Genomic DNA, 14,949 nt, shown 5'->3' with positions numbered 1-14,949 from the left:
ATGTGCCGACCAGAGCCACCCCAGGCGGTGATCTTCGACCTCGACGGCACGCTCGTGCAGACCCGCGAGGCATCCTGGCGTGTTTTCGAAAAAATCAGTGCCGCACACCGTCTCGGGGTCACAACACCCGAACAGTTCTACGAGATGTTCGCCAACAACTTCTTCGTCTCCCTGCGCGGTCTCTGCCGCGACGCCGAGCATGCGCACGTGGTCGAGGAGGACTTCATGCGCAGCCTCGGCGCCGACTACGCCCCACTGATGATCCCCGGCATGGTCGACGTCGTGAAAGCGCTGGTGCCGCATGCGACATTGGCCGTTCTGTCGTCGAACTCGACCGAGGTCATCCGCCGAATTCTGCGCAAGAACACGCTCGAATACTGCTTCGGGCACGTGTTCGGGGGTGACGTCGAACCCGACAAGGCCAAGGGCATCCGGCGGTTCCTCGACGATGCGGCGCAAGGCTCTGGTCGGCGCTGCCAGGCGTTCTACGATGAATCGGCGGCCGGCGGTGCGGTTCCGGCGGGGGCGACCGCCATCATCACCGACACGGTCGGTGACGTCGAAGCGGCAGTGAGGGCCGGGATCCGAGCGGTCGGGGTCGCTTGGGGTATGCATACCGAAGAGCAGTTGCTCGCCGCGGGCGCGGAGTTCGTCGCGATCTGGCCGCAGGAGATTTTGGCGCATCTGTTCGCCAGGGCGACCGAGACGTCGGCATGTGCATGCCCGGCTTCGCCAGTCGTAGCGTTGCCCACGTCCCCCGAGGTGCCGGCGCGGGTTCAGCGCAGAGTCTCCGGAGCGAAGGCCTTACAAGCACGGATCACTCCACACCGGCCCCCGGCGACGCAAACTTTACAGGCGGACTCGACCTCTGCCCCCGGGCCCGGGGGGAAGCCGTTAGTGGCCGGCGCCGAACCCGCGGAGGACAATGAGTTGCTGCTCGCGGTGCGATTGGCGATGCCGTGAGGCGTCGACCCCACGTGCTGGTCACCAACGATGACGGGATCGACGCGCCGGGGTTGCTCGCCCTCGCTCGTATCGCATGTGAGCAGGGGTATGACGTCACGGTCGCCGCTCCTCACCGTCAAGCCAGCGGTTGCGCCGGCGGTTTGACGATGTTCCTGGTCGACGAGCGCCTCGAGGTAAGCCATCGTCGGCTGCCGGGTCTACCGGGAGTCGAGGCCTACGCAGTGGCGGCGCATCCGGGCATGATCGCGCTCGCGGCGGTGCTCGGCCGTTTCGGCCCAGTGCCCGACCTCGTACTTTCCGGGATCAACGAGGGTTCGAACCTTGGTGCTGCGGTGCTGCATTCGGGCACCGCCAGCGCGGCAATGGTCGCCGGCGCCCACGGCGTGACCGCACTGGCAGCATCGCTTCACCTCGACTTCGAGATCGAAGAACCCGAGGCGGACGGCGTTGAACGTCATTGGGACACCGCCACGGCCGTGGTCGGCGCCATTTTGCCGAACATCATGAGCGCGGACGCCGGATCGGTGTTCAACCTCAACGTGCCCAATCTGCCCGGTGAGCAAGTGCGACCGCTGGTCGCGGCGCCGTGGACGCTCGCCGGCACTGCACCAACGCTGCTGCCGTTCATCGCCGACTTCGATCGGCACGCCGACGCGCTGCCGGTACGGGATCTGCCGTCCCCCGGTATCAGCATCGTCGAGGGATCTGACATCGCGCATGTGCGCGGCGGTCACCCCACGCTGTCACTGCTCCGATGGAACGGCGACACCGCAATCGAGTGGGTCGACAGCGTGGCTCACTTAGTTCATCATCCGCGGTAATCGTCGAGGTGCCCGTGGCTGTCACAGCCACGGGCACCTCGACGATGTAGCTCTGTGTCAGTCGACCGCGGGAATCGCGGCCGACAGTACGTCCTCGGTCTCACCGTGCGGGCGGGCGATGACGTGCGAGGTTGCCAGTTCCCCGGTTTCGCGGGCGGCGACGATGCCCGCGTCGACCGCGGCCTTCACCGCTCCGACGTCACCGCGCACCATGACCGTGACCTGGCCATTTCGCAGAGTGCGGTAACCCACCAGGTCCACGTTGGCAGCCTTCACCATCGAGTCGGCCGCTTGGATCGCTCCGACCAGCCCCACCGTTTCAATCAGACCAACAGCACCGAAACTCATTGGCCGGCCTCCCTTTGCGTTAGTTATGCGATGCCCGTCACATCCGTGGCCGACGTTAGCGCGGGCTGTTGCCACGGTCGCTATCCCGCGGGGATATAACAAACCCCAAATCATCGCTGCGGGAGCAGGGGGCACGCACCGACAACCTCACTAGGTTAAGAGTCATTAACCGAATCTGCGAGGTAATGAGGCGTGATGGTAGGCAACGATCCGCGCAACAGGATTGAACACGCGAAGTTGGTGGACGAGTTGAAGTCGAGGCTGGCCGTGGCCGCGCTCGGTGGCAGCGAGAAGTCGCGCGAGCGGCACGTCAGCCGAGGCAAGCTCCTGCCCCGCGATCGAGTAGACACCCTGCTCGACCCCGGAAGCCCGTTCCTCGAGATCTCCCCGCTCGCGGCGAACGGCCTGTACGACGACGAATGCCCCGGAGCGGGCGTCATCGCCGGCATCGGCCGGGTGTCCGGGCGGGAATGCGTGATCGTCGCCAACGACGCGACCGTCAAGGGCGGCACCTACTACCCGATGACGGTGAAGAAGCACCTGCGGGCGCAGGAGATCGCGCTGCAGAACCAGTTGCCGTGCATCTACCTCGTCGACTCCGGCGGCGCGTTCCTGCCCAGGCAGGACGAGGTGTTCCCGGACCGCGAGCACTTCGGCCGCATCTTCTACAACCAGGCCACGATGAGCGCGCAGGGCATCCCGCAGATCGCGGCGGTCCTCGGCTCGTGCACCGCGGGCGGCGCCTACGTGCCCGCGATGAGCGACGAGGCCGTCATCGTCCGCAACCAGGGCACCATCTTCCTGGGTGGCCCGCCGCTGGTGAAGGCCGCCACCGGTGAGGTCGTGACGGCGGAGGAACTCGGCGGTGGCGACCTGCACTCGAAGGTCTCCGGCGTCACCGACCACCTCGCGGAAGACGACCAGGACGCGCTGCGCATCGTGCGGAACATCGTCGCAACCCTCGGCCCGCGCGCCGAGCGTCCGTGGGACGTGATCAGCGCCGTCCCCGCGTCGGCACCGCAGACCGACCTCTACGACGTGGTCCCCACCGACCCGCGCACCCCGTACGACGTCCACGAGGTCATCGACCGCATCGTGGACGGCGTCGATGGATCCGGCACCGCCGGTGGAAGCGAGTTCCAGGAGTTCAAGGCGGAGTACGGCAAGACCCTGGTCACCGGTTTCGCGCACATCGAGGGCCACCCGGTCGGCATCGTCGCCAACAACGGCGTGCTGTTCGCCGAGTCCGCGATGAAGGGCGCGCATTTCATCGAACTGTGCGACAAGCGCAAGATTCCGCTGCTGTTCCTCCAGAACATCGCCGGCTTCATGGTCGGTCGCGACTACGAAGCGGGCGGCATCGCCAAGCACGGCGCCAAGATGGTGACCGCGGTGGCATGCGCCCGGGTTCCCAAGCTGACCGTCGTGATCGGCGGCTCCTACGGTGCGGGCAACTACTCGATGTGCGGGCGGGCGTACTCGCCGCGGTTCCTGTGGATGTGGCCGAACGCCCGGATCTCCGTGATGGGCGGCGAGCAGGCGGCGTCTGTGCTCTCGACGGTGCGCAGCGAGCAACTCGACAGCGCGGGCAACCCGTGGTCGGCCGAGGACGAAGAGGCGTTCAAGGCGCCGATCCGCGAGCAGTACGAGGCGCAGGGCAATCCGTACTACTCGACGGCCAGGCTGTGGGACGACGGCATCATCGACCCCGCCGACACCAGAACTGTTCTCGGACTGGCGCTCTCGGTGTGTGCGAACGCACCGGTCGAGCCGGTCTCCTACGGCGTTTTCCGGATGTGAGTGGAATGACTGAAATGACTCGGATAGATACCGTCCTGGTAGCCAACCGCGGCGAGATCGCGGTGCGCGTGATCCGCACCCTGCGGGCCATGGGAATCCGCTCCGTCGCCGTGTTCAGCGAGGCGGACCGGGACGCGCGGCACGTCCGCGAGGCCGACACCGCGGTGCTGCTCGGTCCGGCCGCGGCACGGGAGAGTTACCTCGTCATCGAGAAGGTGATCGCGGCGGCGCAGGCAACCGGCGCGCAGGCCATCCATCCCGGTTACGGGTTCCTGTCGGAGAACTCCAAGTTCGCCGGGGCCTGCGCGGACGCGGGAATCGCGTTCCTCGGCCCGTCCGCTCACGCGATCGAGGTGATGGGCGACAAGATCACCGCCAAGAACGCGGTGGCGAAGTTCGACGTGCCCGTCGTACCCGGCATCGCCCGTCCCGGCCTGTCCGACGACGAACTGATCGCGGCCGCAGGCGACATCGGATACCCGGTCCTCGTCAAGCCGTCGGCAGGTGGCGGCGGCAAGGGCATGCGACTGGTGGAGGAGCCGGGCGCACTCGCGGAGGCACTGCGCAGCGCGCGGCGGGAGGCGGCGTCGGCGTTCGGCGACGACACACTCTTCCTCGAACGCTTCGTGCTGCGGCCCCGGCACATCGAGGTGCAGATCCTCGCGGACGGGCACGGGAACGTCGTCCATCTCGGTGAGCGCGAATGCAGTCTGCAGCGTCGCCACCAGAAGGTCATCGAGGAGGCGCCGTCGCCGCTGCTGGACGAGGCGACGCGCGCCCGGATCGGCGAGGCCGCCTGCAACACGGCGCGCAGCGTCGACTACTCCGGAGCGGGAACGGTCGAGTTCATCGTCTCCGCCGACAAGCCCGACGAGTTCTTCTTCATGGAGATGAACACCCGGCTGCAGGTCGAGCACCCGGTCACCGAACTCGTCACGGGCCTGGACCTCGTCGAGTGGCAGGTGCGAGTGGCCGCCGGTGAGCCTCTCGGCTTCACCCAGGACGACATCACCCTCACCGGTCACGCCATCGAAGCCCGCGTCTACGCCGAGGATCCGAGTCGCGGATTCCTCCCCACCGGTGGACTCGTGGCCGACGTGGTCGAACCCGCCGGCCCCGGTGTCAGGGTCGACTCCGGGCTGCAGCCCGGCACGGTGGTCGGCAGCGATTACGACCCGATGCTGGCGAAGGTCATCGCCCACGCCGACGACCGCGCCGGTGCGCTGCGCAAGCTGGACCGGGCACTGGCCGGCACCGGTGTGCTGGGAGTGGTCACCAACATCGAGTTCGCACGCTTCCTGCTCGCCGATCCCGACGTGGTGGCCGGCAACCTCGACACCGGTCTGCTCGACCGACGGCTCGAGGACTTCGTCGCCGCGGAGGCCACCGACGCCGCCCTGATCGCCGCTGCGGCTTTCCGCTGGTTGCAGCGCTGGCCCGAGCGGGCGCAGGCGGATCCGTGGGACGTTCCCAGCGGCTGGCGGGTCGGGGTTCCCGCGCCCACCAGCATCCGGTTGTCGTCTGCCACCCGCACCGACCACGTGCGGATCACGGGCAGTCCGTCCGAGGCCACCGCGCAGGTCGAGGACGGCGACACCCTGTCCCTGACGGCGGCGCTCGACGGAACCACGCTGTCCGTGGTGATCGACGGCAGGCGCGAAACCTACCGGGTCGCCCAGACCGACGGGCACATCTGGCTCGCCGGTTCCGACGGAACGACGATGCTGCGTGAGGTCCGCGAACTCAGTGTCCGCACCGGCGACGTCCACGCCGGCGAGGCCGAGATCACCAGCCCCATGCCCGGATCCGTCATCGCCGTCGGCGCCGAGGCGGGCGCCCATGTCACCGCAGGCCAGACACTCGTCGTGGTCGAGGCGATGAAGATGGAGCACTCGCTCACCGCCCCCGTCGACGGCGTCGTCGACATCCTCGTCGCACCCGGTGACCAGGTGATGGTCGACCAGCTGCTCGCACGAGTCACCCCGCACACCGACACCACCGACACGAAAGAAGACGCGTCATGACCGAATTCCTTGCCGATGACGTCAAGCGGATCGTTCAGCGGGGCCTGTGGTTCGAGGAGTTCGAGCTGGGTGCGGTGTACGAGCACCGTCCCGGCCGGACCGTCACGGAGGCCGACAACGTCCTCTTCACGACGCAGACGATGAACACCCAGGCACTGCACCTGGACGCCACGTACAGCGAGAACACCCAGTTCGGTGAGCGCCTCGTCAACTCGATGTTCACCCTCTCGACCGTGGTCGGGTTGTCGGTGGCACAACTGACGCAGGGGACGATCGTCGCGAATCTGGGGTTCTCGGAGATCAGTTTCCCGAAGCCGCTGTTCCACGGCGACACCCTCTACGCGGAGACGAAGATCGTGGACAAGCGTGAGTCGAAGAGCAGGCCCGGCGAGGGCATCGTCACGCTCGAGCACACCGGCCGCAACCAGAACGGCGACGTGGTGGCGATCGCGGTCCGCAAGACCCTCGTCCAGAAGAAGCCGTCGTGAGCTGGGAACTGCCCGGGCCCGCCTGGTTGTTCTGCCCGGCCGACCGGCCCGAACGGTATGCGAAAGCGGCTGCAGCAGCCGACGTGGTGATCCTCGACCTCGAGGACGGGGTGGCGCCCGCGGACAAGGAAGCGGCGCGGGTCGCCCTGATCGACACCCCGTTGGATCCGGATCGCACGGTGGTGCGGGTCAATCCGGTCGGAACCGAGGACCACGAGCGCGATCTGCTGGCACTCGACGGCACCCGCTACACGAGGCTGATGCTGGCCAAGTGCGAGTCCGCCGACCAGGTGCTGTCGTTGGCGCCGCGTGAGGTGATCGCCCTCGTCGAGTCGCCTCTCGGTGCGCTCGCGGTGAGCGAGATCGCGCTGGCGGCGAGCACGATCGGCGTGATGTGGGGCGCCGAAGATCTCGTGGCGGCGATGGGCGGTAACTCCAGTCGCCACGAGGACGGCAGCTATCGTGATGTCGCCGATCACGTGCGGTCGTCGACGCTGCTGGCAGCCAAGGCATATCACCGGCTCGCCCTGGATTCCGTCTATCTCGACATCAAGGACCTGGGTGGGTTGCGCGCCGAGGCGGTCGACGCCGTCGCCGTCGGATTCGACATCAAGGTCGGCATCCATCCCAGCCAGATCGCGGTGATCCGGGAGGCGTACGCGCCGTCCGACGAGGACGTCGACTGGGCGACGCGGGTTCTCGCCGCCGTCGCCGACGAACGGGGAGTCTTCGCGTTCGAGGGAAAGATGGTGGACGCACCGGTGCTCCGCCACGCGGAACGGGTCCTGCAGCGTGCAGCCCTAACCGTCGTATAGGAAGAGGGTGAGCAGTGGCGTCAATCGGGAGACGATTCCTCAGCCTGGGCCGGACATCCAGATCGGGCTACTGGTGCAATACAGGTGGGCTAGTTGACATAATATAAGTTATCGGTACTTCGAAAAGGCCTTTCTGTCAGCGTATTTGGTCGGTCCTCGCCGTGCCTGGATTGGTTCGCCGAACTGATCATGACGGTGAACATCGATGACGTTGACGATGTGGTCGTCGGCTCACTCGTGGCCGCGTACCGCGCGGTTCCTGGGTGCGGGAACGGCCCAGGAATGAGCCGCAAGAGCATGGGCTCACGATCGATCGGCTGTTGTCATCGCGGTATCCGGTGCATCTCCAGCACGGTGAATCCGAGGTCGTCCAACCGGGCCAGGATGCTTCGCATCGCCGCTCGACCGGGCATACTTCCCACCAGGGTGGTTGTCGCATGTTCGTCATCGAAGATGTGATCCAACTCGGGAAAAGCTGCCAACGCCCGGTCGGACATGATTGCGTCCACGAGAAAGTGATAACACTGCGGTCCGGTCATCATCGGTGCCCTCCGGCGATGAGTGCTGCAGGCCCGGAGGCACTGTGTGGCACGGTGCGGCGGCGGGACGGTGTTGTCCTACCATCCGCCGATGGCGTCGCGGCCGCATCATCCGCAGCGTGTGACCCGTAGTGGTAGGTGGAGCCCTGGTGTGTGGTGGCGCCCGAGGGGGCGGGACCGGCAATCAGACTGTCGTCTGAGAAGACGGTGACCATGACATCTCGTATCGCTCTGCCGATCGGCCAGGTCCTGCTCAGTCAGTGGCCTCGAGGTGGTCGTCGTCGGCGAACACCAGTCGTCCGTCATCGAGGGCCACAGCCCCCCGTCGCACCGGTGCCCATCGGCGACCGATCTCCGCCGCCATGCCTGCCTCGTCCGCGAAGTCCTCGACGACCACGCCCGCGAAGGTCGCTTCCGCTTTCCTGGTTTCGGAGTCGGGGTGGACGATCACCCGGGATCGGCGACGAATCCGCCGCGATTGATGTTACTCGACATTTCAGACACCCTAATCGCTGGTAGATGGACCAGCCTGGAGGCCGCCACCCGTGGGCTGCGACGGATGTTGAACGGATGCCGGTACCGGCACGGTGCCCCTCCACCCAGGGTTTCCCGGGCCACCCGCGAAACCCTGGGTGAAGGGGTCGGGCACCCGAGGGCTCACGGATGACAGCGGCTCTCGAGTCAGAGGTCGGCGCGAGAGTCTGGCTGCCCGCGAAGCCGTCGACCCGCGCGCAGTGTTCCTGAGGGATACCCACGGACCAGCACTTCACTCCGTGGACGCCAATGATCGCGCCGCTACCACGTCAGCTGTCTCATCCCACCAGGGGGCGGTATTCGCGGAGGTGGAGCAGGGCGCGGACGTACCCCGCTTCGGCCGCCGCGGTGACCTCGTCGAGGTGGCCGAGTTCGGCCGGCCCGGCGGTGTCGGGGTCGAGATGCAGTTGTTCGGCAACCCAGCGCCGGATGGAGTCATGGGTAGTCATAGGTTCACTGTCTTCGAACTAAACGGTGCGAGCCCTCTCGGCCAGCGCGTCGTGTGTCAGGTCTGATCCTCGGTGGCCGCTGTTGCAGCAGTGGCTTTGATGGACGCAATCCCATTCTGCGCCGCCGCCTTCGTGGTGTAGCCCTGACTGGCCGCGATGATCTCACCGTTGGCGGCCTTCAGATGAAACCGGAATTGGCCGGCGGTGTCCTTGAACAGCTCAAACTTCGCCGTCATCGCCCCTCCTCGGGATGGTCGTCGGTGGTGGTCGCGACACCGCTCACGGTAAGCCGACCGATCACATATCGGCGGCCGAACGGACGATTCTCGGCGGCGCGCACAGCACCCGGCGGGCGTCCTGTTCGCGTCCGCGTCCGTCTTCAATGGGCAGGCCCGCAGGTCAACGGCGCGCGTGAATCTCGTCGGTGCCGCACCGCCACCGCGACCACGGGGCAGCAACAACATCATCACCAGAAGCAGTGCCCGCCGGCAGTTTCCGGCTGCTGTGCTACTCGACGGTAGGAACATCTGGCGGGTCGGGAAGGTCGACGTCGAGGAGGAAGTCCAGCCAGATCAGTGCGTCGGCGAGAGTTTCTGCCCGCCGCAATGGGTCGAGCTGCCGTGCCGCCTGCGCCAGCTGATACTCCGCCTCGGCGGGGGCGTCGGCCAGAAAGGCCGCCGCGGTCCGCAGCACCCATGCCCCCGATGCGGGCAGCTCGCCCGAGACCAACTCGCACCCGTCGGTGCGGCGGACCTCGAGGACGAACGTCTCCCCGGGCGGGGCCGCCCCCAACCGCGCCTCCACGACTTCGACGATCGCCCCCATGACCCAGGCCAGCACGTCCTCGTAGCGGGGACGGTCGGTGTCCGCCCCGGGTATCAGGGCGACCAGGGACACCTCGTGCGCGAGTGCGGCACCGTCCCGGTCGCCGACCAACCGCACCAGATATCCACCCACCGCGGCGGGGCTGAGCGGATGGTCGGCACCAAAACCCATGCCGGACGAGTTCCCCGTCACCCCCGCCCGCACACCCCGGGTGAACCCCGTCGGGCATACGATTCGGGCCGTATAGGGGTGTGGCACACTTCCGGTGTCCGCCGAGCCCGCGCGGCAGCAATGACGGCGACGGCTCAGGATGTGCTGGGCGGGAGGGGTATCGCATGAGTGAGCTCGACGAGGTGGTCGGGGCCGGTGCCCCGCAGCGGGTGGGTAGTTTCCGGTTCTTCCTCGACGGTCACCGTTGGGAATGGTCCGACACCGTCGCCGCCATGCACGGCTACACCCCGGGACAGGTCACCCCGACCACCGAACTGCTGCTCTCGCACAAACATCCCGACGATCACCCACAGGTCGCCGCGATCTTCGACCAAATGATCACCGCCGGGCAACCGTTCAGCAGCCGCCACCGCATCTTCGACACCGACGAGCAGATCCATCACGTCATCGTCGTCGGGGACCGGATGCTGGACGAGGACGGGCAGGTGGCCGGCACGTCCGGGTTCTACATCGACGTCACCGATCTGCGTGCCCAGGATCTCCGGGACATGACCGATGAGATCGTCGCCGACCTCGAGCAGTCGCGGGCGGTGATCGAGCAGGCCAAGGGCATGCTGATGTTCGCCTACGGCATTCCCGCCGAGCGGGCCTTCGACATCCTCACCTGGCGGTCGCAGCAGACCAACACCAAACTGCGCATCGTCGCCGAACACCTCGTCGCTGCCGTCGCCGCCGCCGCGTTGCTCCCGGATGCGGTGCGGGCCCGGTTCGACCATCTGCTGCTCACCACGCACCGCGACGGCACCGGGTGAGGTTCGGCTCCGCGCGCTGCTGGGACTGAACGCACGGAACCTCGGATCGTCCGGTCGCCGGCAACCGAAACGATCTTGATCCAGAATTGCCCACTACAGGGCATCGGCAAACAGTTCCGATCGCAGACGGGCGGCCCGGAGCGGCGTACCTGGCTGTGGATAGCCGGCCGGGGTGAAGCTGCAGGGGCACGGGATATTCGGTGCCACAGCGCGGTGATGCGCGATAGTGGCAGGGGTTCGGACACGGGCTCGATTGAAGGAGGTCTCCTGGTGGCACTGTCGCTGGCCGCGGTGGCGGACCTGGCCGAGGAAGAGGGCCAGGGCATCGTCGAGTTGTTTGCGCCGCGGGTGCGGTTCCGGAGTGTGGGTCACAGCGACCTCGACGCCTGCCTGGACTGGTTCGCCGAACTGGTGATGACGGTGGACATCGACGACGCCGACGACGTGATCGTCGGCTCCCTCGACTTCACAGTGATCCGCCTCGGCACCGGGGACCCGATCGCCCTGTGCCTGGACCAATTCGACGGCGATCACGAGATGCTGGCGGGGTTGTTCGACGGCAATCAACTCGCCGAGCAGGTCGCCGAACAGTACGAGACTCTGACCGTCGTCACCGAGGCGGTCCTGATCCCGAACATCGCGTTCGTCACCGAACCGCTGCGGGGCCACGACCTGGGACTGTGGCTGGTGGCCGAGACGATTCATCGGATGCTGCCCACCGGGATGGTGCTGATGTGGCCCTACCCGGTGCTCACCACCGACTCCGTCCTCGCCACCGACCTCGGTGCGGATCCGGACGCGGATCCGGTGCAGATTGCAGCGCTCGACAGCGCCATCGGCCGGCTCTCGGACCACTTCGCTCGGTGTGGGCTGACCCCGGTCGAGTCGGCGCCGTGGGCACTGGGCATGTCGACCACCTTCGAAGCGCTGACCGTGGCACGGTCCCACCTCGGTGCGGCCGGTCGCACCACGGTGTCACTGACGCTCGATCAGCTCCGGACCGCCTCCCCACCACCGGCACCGGACGAGTAACGAAAGTCCACGCCATATCGTCCGCCCGACACAGAGGAGAACACCCGATGCGCACCTCCGTCCATCTGGTCCTGTTCGCGTGCGCCATAGCGGTCGCGATCGGTGCCTTCCGTCCCGTCGCCTGGAGCATTGCGCCGGGCGACGTCGCGCTGATCGATCTGCGCGACGGCTTCCCCACCGGAATCACCGTCGAGCAGATCGAGAATCAGGCGGTGACCTTCTACAAGTCCATGATGGCATTGCTGCTGGGGGCCGCGGTCTTGCTGCTGGTCGCCGCGCTGGTGGGTTCCCGTGCGGCCGGGTGGCTGGGCGTGATCGTGGGGATCGGCACCCTCGCGGTGTTCTTCTGGCGGCTCAATGACCGTGTCGGCGACTACCTTCGGGACAACTACGACACCGTGCTCACCGATCGCTGGGGGCTGTACCTCGCCGGCGGCGGCATGATCATCGCCCTTCTTGCGCTACTGATACCGAAGGAACGACCGACTGCGTGACCGGGGGCACTCCCCCGCGACGGTCGCGGAACCTGGTAGACCCCTCCCGGTTAATTCTGCCGTCGCTGAACCCGCCGTAGGCGGTCGGTCAAGGTGGGGTGGATGCTGAACCGCTTCACAGGTGATGTCGCCGGATGCTGCTAAATTCGTGGTCAGAGCCGGTTGTTGCACGGCTGACCCCGAGCCACCATCGATGCCCGCATCATCATTTCCGGTGGCACTCGAGGGCAAGGTCCACCGGATCTGCGACAGCCGATCCGTCACTGACCGCGGCGGCGAATGCGGGGCGTCGCCCTCGAGTAGTGATGGGACCACCGCGATGACGAAGAATTCCGCGAAGAAGAAGGCCGCCCGCGCCTACCAGGCCACCCACCCAGGAACGACCCTCCCCGAGGCGCTCCGCGCGGTCGAAGACCCCGCCGCCGGCGCAGACGCTGCGATCGCTCCTGTGGGTGCGCAGCCCCCTCCTGCCCTGGATGACGACTGGCCGATCGGCCGCCTCGTCGAAACGATCTGGGCCATGGATGCGGACGCGAACGGCGGCGTCGACGCCCTGCGACGGAATCGGCTCGCCGACTGGGTTACCCGCGCCCGCGCCGTGCACCGGTGCGGGTGGGCGGCCGCCGAACCCTGGTCCTCGGGCGAGCGGGAAGCCGCTGCCTGGATCCTGGACGATCACGACGCGATGACCAGGTTCGACACCACACCGGCAGAGGTCGTCACACGCCTCGGCTACGACATCCAGGCCCGCAGCCGTGCCGACGCCGAGCATTACCTGGGCCTTGCGAAAGCCACCTTCGCGGCCGAGCACGATCCCACCGCCGGGCCGACCGATGTCCAGAACGGACCATGAGTTGCCCGGTCCAGCTGACCGCCATTAGGGGACCGTGACACTCGGGGGTCGAGCGCAGTGAAGACATTTACGCTCCGCCGAAATTCGATGCACCGTGATGGGTCGAGATTGCCCTCGGCACCGATCTGCGATCTGACGGGCTGCACCGAGTGGTATCACCGGTGATACCATCATTTGCATGTCGAGCAGGCGAAACTCCTCGCAAGTATGCGCGCCAGTCCGCAGAGCGTGACCTACACCGAGCTGTTCAACTTCTGCTGCGACGTCTTCGGGGATCCACGTCAGAACGGCACCTCGCACGCGGTGTTCAAGACGCCGTGGCCCGGAGACCCCCGGGTGAACATTCAGAAAAGCAAAGGCGGCAAGGCCAAGCCCTACCAGGTCGACCAGGTCCTCGCCGCCTACGACAAGCTCATGAAGGAGGCAGACAATGGCTGACGCATCGCACTACACCTACCGGGTGACCTGGTCGGAACCGGACAGCGAGTTCGTCGCCACCGTCGCCGAATTCCCCTCGCTGTCCTGGCTCGCCGAAACCCAGAACGAGGCACTCGACGGCGTCATTACCGTCGTCCGCGACGTCCTCGAGGACATGGCGGGCAACGGCGAGAAGCCACCCGTGCCGATCGCGGACCGCTCCTACAGCGGCACCTTCACCGTGCGGACCTCACCACAGGTACACCGCACTCTGGCGGTCGAGGCCGAGGAGCAGGGTGTCTCGCTGAATCTGCTGGTCAACCAGAAACTCTCCGCCCCGGCCCCAGCCCGCGGTACCCCCGATGTGAAGGCGGGGTAAGGGGGCGAGTAGCGGCACCGGTCCCCTTGCGACGGCGTCCGCCGGCAACGGGGCACTCCCGCAATCGCGATCAGGGATCACCAGATGGCGAGCTGACCGGTTTCACCCCGACGCGATGCAGCCGGGGTGGTGTCCCACCGCTTGCTGGCCTGGCGGGCGGTCAGGCTGGTGGCTTCGCCGATCTCCGCCCACCCGGCACCGGCCGCACGGGCGCGAGCAATGTCCTCGGCGAGGTCGAAATGCGCCTGATGCGCGATCGCGATCCGCACTAACAACCGCTTCTTCACCGAGTCCGCCGCGGTGCTCCGGTGCGTGTACCAGGCCCTCGAACCCGGCGTGGGAACGGCCATCACCCGGTCCGCTAGGCGTTCGAGCAGCATGTCCGCCTTCTGCGTCAGCAGTTCCGCCGCGTCGGCAATCGCCGCATTCGACACCGCGCTCTCGCCCATGCCGCGCAGCGTAGCGACGGGGTACGACACATCCTCCGATGCCGCCGAAGCCGCGCCGCCCACTAGCCCGCGCCGTACGGCGCCGGTGGCCCCAAGTTCCGGTGGTCCGATCGGGCCGCTGGGCCCAGTACTGTCGTCTGGTCCGTACCGGAGAAGGAGTGAATCTGTGGCACGCAAGGTCGTAGTGGAGATGGTCGACGACATCGACGGCACCGTGTTCGGTGACGACGGCGAGAGCATCAGCTACGCCGTCGACGGCGTCGAGTACGTGATCGATCTCAAGGACGAGCACGCGACAGAGCTCCGCGAGACCTTCGAGTACTACATCGCCCACTCCACCCGGGTCGGTGGCCGCAAACACCGCTCGGACCGGCAGTCCAACCCCGCTACCGCGAGGCGGTCGTCGGACGAGACGAAGAAGATCCGAGCATGGGCGATCGAGCAGGGCTACACGCTGTCCTCCCGCGGCCGCATCCCCGCCGAGATCGAGCAGGCCTTCTACGACGCCCACTGACCACGAGTGACCCGGTGGCAGGACAGTTCACTGTCGCGAACGCCCCCGCCCCTCGGAATACCACCAACTCGTCCGCTGTTGAAGAGGCTGACGGTGGCGCGCATACCCCGGGTACCACACCAGAAAAGTCGCTGCGAGCGACCACTTGCCGAGAGGCGATATGGCGTCACCGTCTCCCCCGACCGGGTAAGACCTGCACTGCGCAGCGTTCCCGGGCGA

The 14,949-nt window shown here is 67.0% G+C and carries 19 protein-coding genes and 1 pseudogene; 13 read left to right on the top strand and 7 right to left on the bottom strand.

Annotated elements, in window-relative coordinates; translation table 11 throughout:
- Together ACFVJ3_RS22755 and surE are read left to right on the top strand one after the other, a co-directional pair.
- Positions 1-963, top strand: coding sequence for an HAD family hydrolase (locus tag ACFVJ3_RS22755; protein ID WP_378454181.1), 963 nt, complete (start codon positions 1-3; stop codon positions 961-963).
- Positions 960-1,787 (top strand): 5'/3'-nucleotidase SurE, encoded by an 828-nt coding sequence (gene surE, locus ACFVJ3_RS22750; RefSeq protein WP_378454180.1) that lies wholly within the window; start codon positions 960-962, stop codon positions 1,785-1,787. Before ACFVJ3_RS22755 ends, surE begins: the two co-directional genes overlap by 4 nt.
- 57 nt (positions 1,788-1,844) lie before the next feature.
- Here surE and ACFVJ3_RS22745 read toward each other — a convergent pair whose 3' ends face one another.
- A complete protein-coding gene (locus ACFVJ3_RS22745; protein ID WP_378454179.1) occupies positions 1,845-2,135 on the bottom strand; it encodes a BMC domain-containing protein in 291 nt (96 codons plus the stop codon).
- A gap of 195 nt (positions 2,136-2,330) precedes the next feature.
- On the opposite strand from ACFVJ3_RS22745, the gene ACFVJ3_RS22740 reads away from it, so the two are divergent.
- The 4 genes from ACFVJ3_RS22740 to ACFVJ3_RS22725 are packed head-to-tail and all read left to right on the top strand — an operon-like array spanning position 2,331 to position 7,262.
- Positions 2,331-3,935: a carboxyl transferase domain-containing protein gene (locus tag ACFVJ3_RS22740; protein WP_378454261.1), complete on the top strand. Its 1,605-nt coding sequence runs from the start codon at positions 2,331-2,333 to the stop codon at positions 3,933-3,935.
- A 14-nt stretch (positions 3,936-3,949) separates the two neighbouring features.
- A complete protein-coding gene (locus ACFVJ3_RS22735) occupies positions 3,950-5,959 on the top strand; it encodes an acetyl-CoA carboxylase biotin carboxylase subunit (protein ID WP_378454260.1) in 2,010 nt (669 codons plus the stop codon).
- Positions 5,956-6,447, top strand: coding sequence for a MaoC family dehydratase (locus ACFVJ3_RS22730; protein ID WP_378454178.1), 492 nt, complete (start codon positions 5,956-5,958; stop codon positions 6,445-6,447). The genes ACFVJ3_RS22735 and ACFVJ3_RS22730 overlap by 4 nt, the downstream gene beginning before the upstream one ends.
- Complete coding sequence (locus ACFVJ3_RS22725) at positions 6,444-7,262, top strand: HpcH/HpaI aldolase/citrate lyase family protein (RefSeq protein WP_378454177.1); 819 nt, start codon at positions 6,444-6,446, stop codon at positions 7,260-7,262. The genes ACFVJ3_RS22730 and ACFVJ3_RS22725 overlap by 4 nt, the downstream gene beginning before the upstream one ends.
- 323 nt (positions 7,263-7,585) lie before the next feature.
- On the opposite strand, the gene ACFVJ3_RS22720 is transcribed toward ACFVJ3_RS22725, so the two are convergent.
- The 5 genes and pseudogenes from ACFVJ3_RS22720 to ACFVJ3_RS22700 all read right to left on the bottom strand — a co-directional run bounded on the left by ACFVJ3_RS22720 (position 7,586) and on the right by ACFVJ3_RS22700 (position 9,780).
- On the bottom strand, positions 7,586-7,771 hold the full coding sequence (locus tag ACFVJ3_RS22720) for a hypothetical protein (RefSeq protein ID WP_378454176.1): 186 nt from the start codon (positions 7,769-7,771) through the stop codon (positions 7,586-7,588).
- A 283-nt stretch (positions 7,772-8,054) separates the two neighbouring features.
- Positions 8,055-8,305, bottom strand: a pseudogene (locus ACFVJ3_RS22715) (hypothetical protein).
- 308 nt (positions 8,306-8,613) lie between these two features.
- Positions 8,614-8,784 (bottom strand): hypothetical protein, encoded by a 171-nt coding sequence (locus ACFVJ3_RS22710; RefSeq protein WP_378454175.1) that lies wholly within the window; start codon positions 8,782-8,784, stop codon positions 8,614-8,616.
- A 56-nt stretch (positions 8,785-8,840) separates the two neighbouring features.
- Positions 8,841-9,020: a DUF1508 domain-containing protein gene (locus ACFVJ3_RS22705; RefSeq protein ID WP_247253897.1), complete on the bottom strand. Its 180-nt coding sequence runs from the start codon at positions 9,018-9,020 to the stop codon at positions 8,841-8,843.
- Between the two features lie 271 nt (positions 9,021-9,291).
- Positions 9,292-9,780 carry a hypothetical protein gene (locus ACFVJ3_RS22700; protein ID WP_378454174.1) on the bottom strand — a complete coding sequence of 163 codons (489 nt, stop codon included), beginning with the start codon at positions 9,778-9,780 and terminating at the stop codon, positions 9,292-9,294.
- Positions 9,781-9,944: 164 nt separating this feature from the next.
- Here ACFVJ3_RS22700 and ACFVJ3_RS22695 point away from each other — a divergent pair, with 164 nt between their 5' ends.
- The 6 genes from ACFVJ3_RS22695 to ACFVJ3_RS22670 all read left to right on the top strand — a co-directional run bounded on the left by ACFVJ3_RS22695 (position 9,945) and on the right by ACFVJ3_RS22670 (position 13,767).
- A complete protein-coding gene (locus tag ACFVJ3_RS22695; protein ID WP_378454173.1) occupies positions 9,945-10,592 on the top strand; it encodes a PAS and ANTAR domain-containing protein in 648 nt (215 codons plus the stop codon).
- A gap of 270 nt (positions 10,593-10,862) precedes the next feature.
- Positions 10,863-11,624, top strand: a complete 762-nt coding sequence (locus ACFVJ3_RS22690; protein ID WP_378454172.1) for a hypothetical protein — start codon at positions 10,863-10,865, stop codon at positions 11,622-11,624.
- 47 nt (positions 11,625-11,671) lie between these two features.
- Entirely contained in the window at positions 11,672-12,118 is a 447-nt protein-coding gene (locus ACFVJ3_RS22685) for a hypothetical protein (RefSeq protein WP_378454171.1), read from the top strand.
- A gap of 319 nt (positions 12,119-12,437) precedes the next feature.
- Positions 12,438-12,971 (top strand): hypothetical protein, encoded by a 534-nt coding sequence (locus tag ACFVJ3_RS22680; RefSeq protein WP_378454170.1) that lies wholly within the window; start codon positions 12,438-12,440, stop codon positions 12,969-12,971.
- A 228-nt stretch (positions 12,972-13,199) separates the two neighbouring features.
- On the top strand, positions 13,200-13,409 hold the full coding sequence (locus ACFVJ3_RS22675; RefSeq protein ID WP_378454169.1) for a hypothetical protein: 210 nt from the start codon (positions 13,200-13,202) through the stop codon (positions 13,407-13,409).
- The gene (locus tag ACFVJ3_RS22670) at positions 13,402-13,767 is read left to right on the top strand and encodes a type II toxin-antitoxin system HicB family antitoxin (RefSeq protein ID WP_378454168.1); all 366 of its coding nucleotides are present in this window, start codon (positions 13,402-13,404) and stop codon (positions 13,765-13,767) included. Before ACFVJ3_RS22675 ends, ACFVJ3_RS22670 begins: the two co-directional genes overlap by 8 nt.
- A 77-nt stretch (positions 13,768-13,844) precedes the next feature.
- Here the strand turns inward: ACFVJ3_RS22670 and ACFVJ3_RS22665 are convergent, their stop codons facing one another.
- The gene (locus ACFVJ3_RS22665) at positions 13,845-14,216 is read right to left on the bottom strand and encodes a hypothetical protein (RefSeq protein ID WP_378454167.1); all 372 of its coding nucleotides are present in this window, start codon (positions 14,214-14,216) and stop codon (positions 13,845-13,847) included.
- Positions 14,217-14,382: 166 nt separating this feature from the next.
- Here ACFVJ3_RS22665 and ACFVJ3_RS22660 point away from each other — a divergent pair, with 166 nt between their 5' ends.
- Positions 14,383-14,730, top strand: a complete 348-nt coding sequence (locus tag ACFVJ3_RS22660) for an Lsr2 family protein (RefSeq protein ID WP_378454166.1) — start codon at positions 14,383-14,385, stop codon at positions 14,728-14,730.
- Positions 14,731-14,949 lie beyond the last annotated feature (219 nt).

The organism is Rhodococcus sp. NPDC127593 (assembly GCF_042671975.1).
GTDB lineage: Bacteria > Actinomycetota > Actinomycetes > Mycobacteriales > Mycobacteriaceae > Rhodococcus_F.
The sequence above is the reverse complement of the archived record's forward strand: the minus strand, read 5'-3'. Positions and strand labels throughout refer to the sequence as shown.

Excerpts from the sequence above, each read along its gene's own strand:
- ACFVJ3_RS22685 (WP_378454171.1), top strand. The coding sequence starts at position 11,672 with ATGCGCACCTCCGTCCATCTGGTCCTGTTCGCGTGCGCCATAGCGGTC.
- ACFVJ3_RS22670 (WP_378454168.1), top strand. The coding sequence starts at position 13,402 with ATGGCTGACGCATCGCACTACACCTACCGGGTGACCTGGTCGGAACCG.
- ACFVJ3_RS22710 (WP_378454175.1), bottom strand. The coding sequence starts at position 8,784 with ATGACTACCCATGACTCCATCCGGCGCTGGGTTGCCGAACAACTGCAT.
- ACFVJ3_RS22705 (WP_247253897.1), bottom strand. The coding sequence starts at position 9,020 with ATGACGGCGAAGTTTGAGCTGTTCAAGGACACCGCCGGCCAATTCCGG.
- ACFVJ3_RS22665 (WP_378454167.1), bottom strand. The coding sequence starts at position 14,216 with ATGGGCGAGAGCGCGGTGTCGAATGCGGCGATTGCCGACGCGGCGGAA.
- ACFVJ3_RS22730 (WP_378454178.1), top strand. The coding sequence starts at position 5,956 with ATGACCGAATTCCTTGCCGATGACGTCAAGCGGATCGTTCAGCGGGGC.
- ACFVJ3_RS22755 (WP_378454181.1), top strand. The coding sequence starts at position 1 with ATGTGCCGACCAGAGCCACCCCAGGCGGTGATCTTCGACCTCGACGGC.
- ACFVJ3_RS22680 (WP_378454170.1), top strand. The coding sequence starts at position 12,438 with ATGACGAAGAATTCCGCGAAGAAGAAGGCCGCCCGCGCCTACCAGGCC.
- ACFVJ3_RS22735 (WP_378454260.1), top strand. The coding sequence starts at position 3,950 with ATGACTCGGATAGATACCGTCCTGGTAGCCAACCGCGGCGAGATCGCG.
- ACFVJ3_RS22695 (WP_378454173.1), top strand. The coding sequence starts at position 9,945 with ATGAGTGAGCTCGACGAGGTGGTCGGGGCCGGTGCCCCGCAGCGGGTG.
- ACFVJ3_RS22740 (WP_378454261.1), top strand. The coding sequence starts at position 2,331 with ATGGTAGGCAACGATCCGCGCAACAGGATTGAACACGCGAAGTTGGTG.
- ACFVJ3_RS22745 (WP_378454179.1), bottom strand. The coding sequence starts at position 2,135 with ATGAGTTTCGGTGCTGTTGGTCTGATTGAAACGGTGGGGCTGGTCGGA.
- ACFVJ3_RS22700 (WP_378454174.1), bottom strand. The coding sequence starts at position 9,780 with ATGGGTTTTGGTGCCGACCATCCGCTCAGCCCCGCCGCGGTGGGTGGA.